13 protein-coding genes (1 of these 13 cut by a window edge) are annotated in these 10,969 nt (G+C 43.9%); 5 read left to right on the top strand and 8 right to left on the bottom strand.

The features are described 5' to 3' along the window. Positions 1-150: the 5' portion of a DUF1488 family protein gene (locus tag GDK41_RS00145; protein WP_152084528.1), read on the bottom strand. The gene continues 93 nt to the left of window position 1, outside the view; the window shows 150 of its 243 coding nt (coding positions 1-150); it begins with the start codon at positions 148-150; its stop codon lies off the left edge, out of view. Continuing rightward, a complete protein-coding gene (aroE, locus tag GDK41_RS00140) occupies positions 151-972 on the bottom strand; it encodes a shikimate dehydrogenase (RefSeq protein WP_152084527.1) in 822 nt (273 codons plus the stop codon). 26 nt (positions 973-998) lie between these two features. Between aroE and GDK41_RS00135 the strand changes: the two genes are divergently transcribed. Together GDK41_RS00135 and GDK41_RS00130 are read left to right on the top strand one after the other, a co-directional pair. Continuing rightward, positions 999-1,448, top strand: a complete 450-nt coding sequence (locus tag GDK41_RS00135; protein WP_152084526.1) for a group II truncated hemoglobin — start codon at positions 999-1,001, stop codon at positions 1,446-1,448. A 94-nt stretch (positions 1,449-1,542) separates the two neighbouring features. Beyond that, positions 1,543-3,150, top strand: a complete 1,608-nt coding sequence (locus GDK41_RS00130; protein WP_152084525.1) for a methyl-accepting chemotaxis protein — start codon at positions 1,543-1,545, stop codon at positions 3,148-3,150. Between the two features lie 54 nt (positions 3,151-3,204). Here GDK41_RS00130 and hemF read toward each other — a convergent pair whose 3' ends face one another. The 6 genes from hemF to GDK41_RS00100 form a co-directional block, all read right to left on the bottom strand. After that, positions 3,205-4,119, bottom strand: a complete 915-nt coding sequence (gene hemF / locus GDK41_RS00125) for an oxygen-dependent coproporphyrinogen oxidase (RefSeq protein WP_152084524.1) — start codon at positions 4,117-4,119, stop codon at positions 3,205-3,207. A gap of 8 nt (positions 4,120-4,127) precedes the next feature. After that, a complete protein-coding gene (locus GDK41_RS00120; RefSeq protein ID WP_232056489.1) occupies positions 4,128-4,697 on the bottom strand; it encodes an L-threonylcarbamoyladenylate synthase in 570 nt (189 codons plus the stop codon). Next, positions 4,690-5,265, bottom strand: a complete 576-nt coding sequence (locus GDK41_RS00115) for a DNA topoisomerase family protein (protein ID WP_152084522.1) — start codon at positions 5,263-5,265, stop codon at positions 4,690-4,692. Before GDK41_RS00115 ends, GDK41_RS00120 begins: the two co-directional genes overlap by 8 nt. Before the next feature lie 79 nt (positions 5,266-5,344). Beyond that, positions 5,345-5,818 (bottom strand): DUF494 family protein, encoded by a 474-nt coding sequence (locus GDK41_RS00110; RefSeq protein ID WP_152084521.1) that lies wholly within the window; start codon positions 5,816-5,818, stop codon positions 5,345-5,347. 2 nt (positions 5,819-5,820) lie between these two features. Beyond that, positions 5,821-6,912 (bottom strand): DNA-processing protein DprA, encoded by a 1,092-nt coding sequence (dprA, locus tag GDK41_RS00105; RefSeq protein WP_152084520.1) that lies wholly within the window; start codon positions 6,910-6,912, stop codon positions 5,821-5,823. 26 nt (positions 6,913-6,938) lie between these two features. Then, a complete protein-coding gene (locus tag GDK41_RS00100) occupies positions 6,939-8,063 on the bottom strand; it encodes a LysM peptidoglycan-binding domain-containing protein (RefSeq protein WP_152084519.1) in 1,125 nt (374 codons plus the stop codon). Between the two features lie 119 nt (positions 8,064-8,182). Here GDK41_RS00100 and def point away from each other — a divergent pair, with 119 nt between their 5' ends. Genes def through rsmB form a run of 3 tightly spaced genes read left to right on the top strand, consistent with a single transcriptional unit; the run spans position 8,183 to position 10,969 of the window. Continuing rightward, positions 8,183-8,689, top strand: a complete 507-nt coding sequence (gene def, locus GDK41_RS00095; RefSeq protein WP_152084518.1) for a peptide deformylase — start codon at positions 8,183-8,185, stop codon at positions 8,687-8,689. A gap of 49 nt (positions 8,690-8,738) precedes the next feature. Then, a complete protein-coding gene (fmt, locus tag GDK41_RS00090) occupies positions 8,739-9,683 on the top strand; it encodes a methionyl-tRNA formyltransferase (RefSeq protein ID WP_152084517.1) in 945 nt (314 codons plus the stop codon). Beyond that, positions 9,683-10,969, top strand: coding sequence for a 16S rRNA (cytosine(967)-C(5))-methyltransferase RsmB (gene rsmB / locus GDK41_RS00085; RefSeq protein WP_152084516.1), 1,287 nt, complete (start codon positions 9,683-9,685; stop codon positions 10,967-10,969). The genes fmt and rsmB overlap by 1 nt, the downstream gene beginning before the upstream one ends.

Raw genomic sequence — 10,969 nt, 5'->3', positions numbered from 1 at the left:
TTTAAAATGATCTAATGCCTCTTCTATATCTGTAAGAGGCGTTATTATTCGACACAGCACCATCATACCATTCACCATCGCCGAAAAACGAAGCTCTTTTGTTTGCGCATCCACATAGATGTCGTCATTGAATAAAATACTTTGATTCATTTAGAGAGAGCCTTGCTTAAATGCGTTTATGACTTTTGTAACATCTGGGTATTTACCACGCCAAACAGAATAGGCTTCGGCGGCTTGACCTATCAACATGCCCAGACCGTCAACTAACTGTGCACTGCTATTATATGTAGCCACCCAATTTAGAAAGCTAGTTGGCTGATCACTATAGAACATGTCATAAGCAAAAACACACTTTTGTATATGAATGGGGTCTATATTCGGGATATCTCCGGTGACACTCGATGAGGTAGAGTTAATAACTATCGAGAAATCAACATTACTTATATTATCCAATCCACAGTCAACCACCTTACCAAACTGGCTAAATTCTTGTGCCAAAGTTTGTGCTTTGCTTTGTGTTCTATTTGCTATCACAACACATGATACGCCAGCTTGCAGGAGTGGAAAAATACAACCACGTGCTGCACCGCCAGCACCTAGTAACAATATTTGGGCGTTTTCTAAACATGCACCTTGTCGTAGTAAATCGGCGACTAAGCCCGCTCCATCAGTGTTATCTCCTAGCAACTCCCCTGTCTCGATGCGCTTTAGCGTATTTACAGCTCCCGCCAACTTTGCTCGTTCGGTCAGTTTATCCGCGAGCCGAAAAGCTTCCTCTTTAAATGGTAAAGTGACATTGGCACCTTTACCACCCGAAGCAAAAAATGTATTTACCGACTCTTTAAATCCCTCTAAAGGTGCTAGAATTGCCTCATAACTAATTTGTTCATCATATTGCCTTGCGAAGGCTTGATGAATCTTAGGTGATTTAGAGTGTTTTATTGGGTGACCAAAAACCGCATATTTGTCCACGTACACGCCCCGAAGTTATTAAATTTATGAAGCAGTTAATTAAACGCATCTTCAACAAAGATGCAAGGCAAGAAAAAACAAACGGTTCGCCTACTCCTGAAAAAACGCCTTATGAGATCATAGGAGGTGAATCTGGCACTCGCGCTTTGGCTAATCGGTTTTACGATATCATGGCCAGCGACCCTTATGCGAAACCGCTTTATGATATGCATCCACAACCATTGGATAGGATCCGCCAAGTATTTTTTGAATTTTTATCTGGCTGGCTAGGCGGACCCGACCTATTTGTAGGGCAATATGGCCACCCGAGATTAAGACAAAGGCACATGCCTTTTCCTATCGATCAGTCACTTCGAGACCAATGGATGCATTGTATGAACAAAGCACTCGACATGGAGATTGATAATCCTTTACTAAGAGAAGGTCTTCGCCAATCTTTGTCTCAACTTGCCAGCCACATGATTAACCAAGACTAAAGTAGCAAGCTAACTTACCCACTCTTTGCGCTAAGTCAAAGCTAGCGAATACCACTTTATTCATAATACGCATCTCATAATGGAGAATTGTGCGATGCGTGTGACTTCTATTCAACATAAAATTTATGCTTTACTTGCCGTAACCGGTATTTTGGTATTAGTAGCCAGTATCCTTAGCAGCTCAAGCCAACAACAGCAGCTGGCTCAAGACACGGTAGCAGAGAACATTCGACTGCTAGCAGACAATTACTTTGATTCCATCAATACCATGATGCTTACTGGCACCATGGCAAATAGAGAGATATTGAGTCAAAAACTCAGAGCGCATCCAAACATTGAGGATGCCCACATTATTCGCGGCTCAAAAGTTGTAAAAATGTATGGGGCTGGCAATACAAATCAATCTCCCAATGGAGATGCTGAACATCAAGCGCTAAATGGTAAAGAGTCTCTATTTATAGAGACGCGAGATGACTCGCGCATAATGACTTACTTAAGACCTATGATCGCTCAAGCCGATTACAAAGGTACTAACTGCCTAGGCTGCCATCAGGCACAAGAAGGTGATGTACTCGGTGTCGTAAGAATAAGCTACTCACTGGATGATATTGATTCAAGCGTACAAGCAAATACATGGCTGAGTACCGCGCTACTGACCGGGATTTTTGTTGTAACATTTGTGATATTGGGCACACTGTTTAGAAAGCTGTTTATTACGCGCCTAAAAACGCTGGGCCGTACTATGCGACTTGCTTCGCAAAATAAAGACTTAAGCCTGCGTATAGATGACAATATTGATGATGAACTTGGCCGCTTAGCCTCTAACTACAATAAAATGATGGCATCATTTAAAGACAATATAGGTCAAGTATCACACACCTCCAAAGTGCTTATTCAATCCGCTGAAACCATTTACACATCTGCAGACACAACAGAGCGTGCCATACAACAGCAAAAACAAGGCACCGATTCTGTTGCAGCAGCCATTAACGAACTAGAAAGCTCATCCAGTGAAGTTAAAAACACCACTCATTTTGCATCTGAAAAATCTGATAGCAGTAATCATCTCGCAGAAGAAAGCATGGCCGTAGCCGAGCGCACCGAACAAAGTATCAATCAACTTGCTAAAGATGTACGCCTAGCTGCAACACAGGTCAGCCAGCTGCAAGCGCAAACGCTCGAAGTCGGAAAAGTACTAGAAGTGATCAGCAGTATTGCCGAACAAACCAATCTATTAGCATTAAATGCCGCGATTGAAGCTGCACGAGCAGGCGAAGCTGGTCGAGGCTTTGCGGTTGTAGCTGACGAAGTACGCACACTGGCTACACGAACACACGACTCAACAGATGAGATTAGACGCACCATTGATAAATTACAAAGTGAAGCTGAGCAAACTGTAAAAGCGATGAGTGCATCATGCGAAGAAGCTGATGACAGAGCCACACAGGTAAAACAAGTAGCACAAGCACTTAAGAATATCTCTAATCAAATGCATGAAATTAATGACTTGAATGTACAGATAGCGGATGCAACTGAACAACAGAATTTAGCCGCTGAAGAAATAAACCAAAGCGTTATTGCAATACGAGATAATGCTGAACAATCTTTAGTTGATGCTCATGGCAGTAAGCAAGTAAGTGAAGAGTTACTATCACTGGCCCGCTCTTTGGATGAGCAAGTAAGAAGCTTTAAGCTAGACTAATCGAGCATTGTTATGCTGTGCTCAAGGCGCCTTTAAGGCGCCCTTTTTATGCTATCAAAGAGCAAGCCAATCCTGAGGTTTTAGATAGAAATCATACAACTTAGCTTCAGGGCTCTCCTTTGCTGGTGTGAAGTTATATTCCCAACGCGCCAAAGGTGGCATCGACATCAAGATTGATTCTGTACGCCCACCAGTTTGCAAGCCAAATAAAGTGCCGCGATCCCACACAAGGTTAAACTCAACATAGCGACCACGTCGATAAAGCTGAAATTGACGCTCATGCTCAGTGTATTCTGTATCTTTGCGACGTTCGATGATTGGTAAATAGGCGTCTAAAAACCCATTTCCAACCGCCTGCATAAACGCAAAGCTCTTTTCAAAACCCCACTGGTTTAAATCATCAAAGAACAACCCACCTACACCGCGCGTCTCACCTCGATGCTTTAAGAAAAAGTAATCATCACACCACTTTTTATAATCGTCATATACCTGCTCACCAAAAGGCAGGCACAGATTTTTGGCCACTTTATGCCAGTGCTTAACATCATCTAGTTCAGGGTAAAATGGGGTAAGGTCAAAACCGCCTCCAAACCACCAAATAGGCTCTTCACCCTCTTTCTCAGCGATAAAAAAGCGCACATTAGCGTGACTTGTTGGAATATATGGATTTTTTGGGTGGATGACCAGTGATACGCCACAAGCATGGAAACTGCGACCAGCCAACTCAGGACGGTGTGCAGTAGCAGAAGCAGGCATAGACTCTCCATATACATGCGAGTAATTCACCCCTCCTTGCTCTATAACCGCACCATCTCTAATTACTCGAGTACGCCCGCCACCACCTTCTTCACGTTGCCAGGCATCTTCAACAAATTTGGCTTGACCATCGGCCTGCTCAAGGCCAGCACAGATAGAATCCTGCAATGACAGTAAAAACGATTTAACCGTTTCTAAATTCACTTTACTCATAGTTGTGACTAATTTCCTCGAATAACGGCACCCGAAAGTGCATGTTTAATTTGACTAGGCGCGGCATTACCACCAAGTTCCCCATGCACATAGCAATCCACCAGCTCATTAAAGATACGGCGCGCTTCGTCTAAGCTCATTACAGGTTGTTCACCCGATAAGTTCGCACTAGTTGATACCAGAGGCTTACCAAACAACCTAGTTAATGCTTTGCATTGTGGGTGAGCGGTTACGCGAACAGCAATCGTGTCATGCTCTCCGGTCAACCATTTCGGTGTTGATGCTTTAGCTGGCAATAGCCAAGTAACGGCACTTGGCCAAGATGAGAACAATGCAGTTCGCTTATCCATTGGTATTTTCGCATCGTCAACATAGGGTAAACACTGACCATAATTGTCAGCCAACAAAATGAGCCCCTTACTAACTTTTCTTTGTTTGATGGTAAGTATCTTATTCACGGCCTCTTGATTATCCGGGTCGCAACCCAGTCCAAATACCGCTTCTGTTGGATAGCAGATCACGCCACCAGCACTCAGTGCTTGGCATGCTTCTTCTAGGTTGTTGGGTGAGTTACTCACAGTCGCTCTCAATTTTGTGCTGACAAGCCTTTTGCGGGCATTGTAACACAGCTTTTCCTGCTCGTTGCTTTTGCATCATTACTGCCCATCCGCACTTGGGGCAGCTGTGTGCAACCGGCTGTTGGTTAAGGCTATACTTGCATTGCGGGTACCTGTCGCAAGAATAAAAAAACTTACCATATTTATTTTTGCGTTTTGTTAATACACCTTTTTGACATTTAGGACAATCAACAGTTTGCTCAACTTCATTATCTTGCTCATCATGGGCAATATAGTGACATTGTGGGTAGCCCGTGCAACCGATGAACATACCATAACGACCATTTCGGATCACCAACGGCTCACCACACTCAGGGCATGGTGAATCATCGAGTACTTTAATATCGTGGTTGTCGTGTTGTGTTAGGGGTCGAATATAATGGCAAGTTGGGTAACTGGCACACCCCAAAAATGGGCCATTTTTGCTGTGCTTCATCACCAGCTCAGAGCCACAATCTGGACACACTTCATACTCTTTTTCTAACGCATGGCGGTTAGCATCAAACAAAGAATGGTCGATTTTACTCATAATTTTATTTAGCCAGTGTACACATTTGCGCCTAATATAACTGCCATGATTTTGGGGTCAAGAGAAGACCCCGAAAATATCAATGTAAATATCCGCTAGGCTCGTCAAATATGAGATCTTCCATTTGCGCATAAGCTTGCTCTTTACCTGGCACATTAAATAGCACCATTAAAATCACCCATTTTAAATCTTCCAAACCAATGATTGACTTTTCCAGCGCAAACAATCGATCTATGACCATTTCACGAGTAATTGAATCGATCACACCCACCTGCTCAACAAACATTAAAAAGCCTCGGCACTCTACGTCCAGCATTTGACACTCTTGCTCGGTGTAAATACGGATCGCGCTATCAGCTTTGCTGTTTAGGTAAGGTATTTCATCACTGTGCTGCAGATCAGCTAGTTGCTCTAGCCAATCAAGCGCTTTGTAAATTTCTTCTTGATTAAACCCTGCCCTGAGTAACTCATCTGTTAACTCATTTTGCTCAACAAATATATCCGCTTCACTGTGGATATAATTCTCAAATAGATACATTAGGATATCAAACATGATTAACCCCTCGCTAATTTAATGTAGCCGTCTAAGACGCGTTCTACTTTATCTTCAAGCTCTAGGTCCAATAAACGCGCTGCAACTCGCTCTACTGGCCACTGGGTCCTTTGCGTTAAGGTATCTATCGAGGTAACCTCAAAGCCAAGGTTTTGCAATACTGGGCAGTCCTCCTGTGGTGAGTCATTTTTCATCACGCTCTCTATACTATATAGACCGTTTTGGGACAAAAAGCTCACATCCTCTATGATATCTTCTGCGCACTCAGTGAGTTTAGCCCCTTGCTTTAACAAATAATGGCACCCTTGAGACAAGGGATTTTTAATAGAGCCTGGCACCGCAAACACCTCTCTATTTTGCTCCAAAGCAAATCTTGCAGTGATAAGTGAGCCACTTTTTATTTCCGCCTCAACCAGCACCACACCTAAAGACAGCCCAGAAATAATTCGATTACGACGCGGAAAGTGATTTGCTTGGGGCCCACATCCAGGCAAAAACTCACTAACCAAGAGTCCTCGCTCAAACACTTGCTGATATAAGATGTTATGGCGTCTGGGATAAACGATATCAACCCCCGTCCCCAATACCGCGATTGTTGCACCACTATGCGCTAAAGCACCTTTATGTGCAGCACCATCAATTCCGCGGGCCAGCCCGGAGGTGACAATCAAACCCACCTGATTTAGCTGATATGCAAAGTCAGACGCTATTTGTAATCCCGTAGCAGTGGCATTACGACTCCCTACAATGGCTATTTGCGGCTGAGAAAGTAGTTGAGTGTTTCCTTTGCAAAATAAAAGCAAGGGAGCACTGGCAATCTCTTTGAGCAAAGGTGGGTAACGGGTATCAAAATAGCTGATAATTTCAATATCAAGCTGAGTACATTGTGCTGCTACACGCCGCAAGTAAGGCCAGTCAATATGATGTAATTGTTGCGCTAAAGTATCGCTCAAGCCCAATTGTTTGAGATCTTTTAAAGATAATTCAAATAACGATGATAAATCGCACTTTGCCTGCAGTGCCTTGATGGTTGCAACACCAAGTCCCTTGCACACATGCAAAGCTAAACATTGCAATATAGATACATTTCCCATGCTCCCTCCTTAGAGCATCTAAGCAACTAGTTCACAGTAACACTATCTCCCACCCGAATGGGTTGCATTGCATTGGTGACTAGCGCATAACTTACTTTGTCGTAGACCTTAAACACCATCAGCTCTCCGACTTTTTCTTCTGGCATCGTCCAAACCACGCTGATATCGCTGTTTTCAGTGCCAAATAATTCTCTTACACTTTTTGTAAACTTCTCTAGGCTATTAGCGTCTTCCACATAACGAGGTCCTTTGGTACCTTCGATAACTGTAGGTGAGCGTTTATTAATATCAAGTATGTGCCCCTCTTTTAATTGTTGCTCTTTACCGATATTGAGGATAACAACAGCAGTAGCACCAAACTCTCTTAATTTATTCTCACTTGCAATAATACTGCCTTGAATATCATGTGCGGGTCGAAGCATATTAAATTGCACCGAAAAACTATGACCTTTGGAAAGCGGCATTAGTATATCTCTCGGTCTGATCTCTTGCTTTGCTGACTCTACTTTAACTTTGGCTGGCTGACCCTGTGAAAGATCCCCTTCGTCCAACACTCGAGCAGTCCCCACAAGCCGTACTTCGTGCGCCAATATTTCGTTCGACTTAAGATCACGATATGCCCCCCCAATATTGTAAATGCCATAGTGGGTATATCGCTCAAGATCACCTTTCACATAGACAGTATGCCCTTGCGTTGCCAACTTCACATTGTAGTTGGCTCCGAGTATGTAAGGATGGCTTGTCAAATCCTGTTCACTCAAAGCTTGTTCGAATGAAATAAGCGGCTGTATTAATGACATCGGTAATGTCGGAATCGCTGTACTTTTTTGCACGGCTATCCGAGCTTGTGGGGTAAGCTTTTTTACGCCCTTATCTAATGTGAGTATTGGCACGCCTTGCTTATCAAACTGCAATGACAGTACATCCCCTGGATAAATTAAGTGTGGGTCGCTTAATTGAGGGTTTTGCTGCCATAACGTTTGCCACTGCCATGGCGAGGATAAATATAGTTTTGAAATATCCCACAACGTGTCCCCCTCTTTGACAGTGTATTGAACAGGGGCATCTCCCTTAACAGTTATCGTATCCTGCGCAAAAACGGGAAGAGCAAGACAAGTTGCCATGATAAGCGCAGTAAATGAGTGTTTCATTATGGCTTCCTTGAGTTATTTTTCGATATTATCAACCAAAACCTGTTAAAGGGGAACGCGAATGGCTAAAATAAGAACATACAATATTTTGCATTAAAGCTTAACTATAAAAGGTAACCATGGCAAAGTTAGAAGTACTTAGATTTCCAGACGAGCGCTTGCGCACTGTTGCACAACCTGTCGCTGAGGTAAATGATGAGGTTCGCCAGATAGTCAAAGACATGTTAGAAACCATGTATGACGAAAATGGCATCGGCTTAGCTGCAACCCAAGTTAATATTCATCAGCGTATCGTGGTTATTGATGTTTCTGAAGAGCGTAATGAACCGCTAGTACTGATCAACCCAGAAATTGTGCGTAAAGAAGGTTCAACAACCAGCGAAGAAGGCTGTTTATCTGTCCCACACTCTTGGGCAAAGGTAGACCGCGCTGAAGAAATTACGGTCAAAGCGTTAAATGAAAAAGGTGAGCAGTACAGCTATGACGCTGATGGCCTTTTAGCTATTTGCACGCAACACGAGCTTGATCACTTAATGGGTAAATTATTTATCGATTACTTATCGCCTTTAAAGCGTCAACGTATTCGTAAAAAACTTGAAAAAGAAGCAAAGTTTGCTGCTCGATAGTAGCAAACGCTTTTACTCTCATCTCATAATTTAACTTTTGGATAGTTCAGTGACCAAGCCATTACGCATTGTATTTGCAGGTACGCCAGATTTTGCTGCGCGTCATCTAAGTGCCCTCATTAATTCTCATCATGAAGTTGTCGCTGTTTACAGCACTCCGGATCGCCCTGCCGGTCGAGGCAAAAAGCTCAAAGCCAGCGAAGTAAAAATGCTTGCCCTTGAACATAGCTTGCCAGTTTATCAACCAGAATCATTAAAAACGCCAGAGGCTCAAGCAGAGCTAGCAGCACTAAACGCTGATGTTATGGTCGTCGTTGCCTATGGTGTGTTATTGCCAAAAGCCATCTTAGAAACACCTAAAATGGGGTGTTTGAACGTACATGGTTCAATTTTACCTCGCTGGCGAGGCGCGGCTCCAATTCAACGCGCATTGTGGGCGGGTGATGAACAAACAGGTGTCACTATCATGCAAATGGATGAAGGGTTAGATACAGGCGATATGCTACATATTGCAACTTGTCCAATTTCAGCCCAAGACACCAGCGCAAGCTTATATGACAAACTTGCCCTGCTCGGTCCCGTTGCCTTGCTTGATACGCTTGAGCAGCTAAGTCACGGCACGGCGGTGGCAACCAAGCAAGATGATGCGCAAGCTAACTATGCAAAAAAATTACGCAAAGAAGAGGCCGATATCGATTGGCAAATGAGTGCCAAACAAATAGCGCTTAATGTGCGTGCGTTTAACCCGTGGCCGGTGTGTTTTACTCAAATGCAAAGCCAAACTGTCAAAATTTGGCAAGCAGAAGTTTTGGATAGCCAGGGTATACCAGGTACTGTCTTGAGCAGTGATAAAGAAGGCATTGTGATAGCGTGTGGTGAGCAGGCTCTAAAAATCACACAACTACAGCCTCAGGGTAAAAAACCGATGTCGGCACAAGATTTTTTAAACGGCCGCGCAGACTGGGTAACTCCGGGCTCTAAGGTAGGTCACTAATGGCTAATGTTCGGGCGCTTGCCGCAGAAACACTATTTCAAGTTGTCGACAAAGGGCAGTCATTAAGCACCCAGCTTCCTTATGCGGCGAAACAGCTAAACCCAAAAGACAAGGCCCTGTTGCAGCAGATTTGTTATGGTGTGCTAAGACATTTACCCACACTGGAACACTATTGCCAACAACTGCTTGACCAACCTCTTAAAGGAAAGCGCCGAGTCTTTCAGTTCCTACTTTATGTGGGTATGTATCAACTACAATATATGCGCACCCCTGAGCATGCGGCTGTAGCAGAAACCGTTAATGCTCTGCAAAGTATGCGTGCACCGGGACTCAAAGGCTTAGTTAATGCTATTTTGCGTACCTTTCAACGCCAATTTACAGAGCTACAAGACAGCGCAAATCGCATTCCAGTATGCCAATATAATCACCCTGGCTGGTTCATTAAAAAGGTTCAAGCCGCTTACCCTGATAAATGGCAAGATATTCTTGAGGCCAACCAAGAGCAAGCGCCGATGTGGCTTAGAGTCAATCGCACTCACTACAGTGTTGACGAATACAGCGAACTATTGGATGAGGCGGGTATTGCGCATTGCTTAGAGCCACGTTTTGAAGATGGGATTGTGTTGGATAAACCGTGCGATGTATACAACTTACCAGGCTTTAGGGAAGGTGCCTGCTCAGTGCAAGATGCTGCGGCTCAGTTGGCTGCTCGGTACTTAGCCCCACAAGATGGGGAACGCATTCTTGATGCATGCGCAGCCCCTGGAGGCAAAACTTGCCACATACTAGAGCTTGCAAATGCGCACGTAGATGCTTTAGATGCCGACAGTGAACGCTTACTTCGAGTTGAAGACAATCTAAAACGACTGGCACTGCAAGCAAATTGTATTCATGCTGATGCGTCGACCCCAAACGATTGGTGGATTGGACAACTATACGATCGTATCTTATTAGACGTCCCTTGCTCAGCAACCGGTGTAATACGCCGCCACCCTGATATAAAATGGCTTAGACGCAACTCAGATATAGATGATCTTGCTCAATTGCAAAAGCAAATCTTAAATAATATCTGGCCACTATTAAAACCTGGCGGCACACTGTTATACGCCACTTGCTCGGTTCTTCCTACTGAAAACCAGGAACAAGTAGCTGCTTTTTTGCAAAGCACCCATGATGCTATGCACCAACCTTTGCACGACAATGACACCCCATCCACTCCTGGCTTACAGCTTTTGCCAGGCATAAGTGATGGCTTTTATTACGCAAAGATAACAAAACAACAATAA

It is taken from the genome of Pseudoalteromonas sp. A25, assembly GCF_009176705.1.
In the GTDB taxonomy this organism is placed as follows: domain Bacteria; phylum Pseudomonadota; class Gammaproteobacteria; order Enterobacterales; family Alteromonadaceae; genus Pseudoalteromonas.
The sequence above is the reverse complement of the archived record's forward strand: the minus strand, read 5'-3'. Positions and strand labels throughout refer to the sequence as shown.

Excerpts from the sequence above, each read along its gene's own strand:
- GDK41_RS00135 (WP_152084526.1), top strand. The coding sequence starts at position 999 with ATGAAGCAGTTAATTAAACGCATCTTCAACAAAGATGCAAGGCAAGAA.
- GDK41_RS00100 (WP_152084519.1), bottom strand. The coding sequence starts at position 8,063 with ATGAAACACTCATTTACTGCGCTTATCATGGCAACTTGTCTTGCTCTT.
- GDK41_RS00130 (WP_152084525.1), top strand. The coding sequence starts at position 1,543 with ATGCGTGTGACTTCTATTCAACATAAAATTTATGCTTTACTTGCCGTA.
- GDK41_RS00110 (WP_152084521.1), bottom strand. The coding sequence starts at position 5,818 with ATGTTTGATATCCTAATGTATCTATTTGAGAATTATATCCACAGTGAA.
- def (WP_152084518.1), top strand. The coding sequence starts at position 8,183 with ATGGCAAAGTTAGAAGTACTTAGATTTCCAGACGAGCGCTTGCGCACT.
- rsmB (WP_152084516.1), top strand. The coding sequence starts at position 9,683 with ATGGCTAATGTTCGGGCGCTTGCCGCAGAAACACTATTTCAAGTTGTC.
- hemF (WP_152084524.1), bottom strand. The coding sequence starts at position 4,119 with ATGAGTAAAGTGAATTTAGAAACGGTTAAATCGTTTTTACTGTCATTG.
- GDK41_RS00115 (WP_152084522.1), bottom strand. The coding sequence starts at position 5,265 with ATGAGTAAAATCGACCATTCTTTGTTTGATGCTAACCGCCATGCGTTA.
- dprA (WP_152084520.1), bottom strand. The coding sequence starts at position 6,912 with ATGGGAAATGTATCTATATTGCAATGTTTAGCTTTGCATGTGTGCAAG.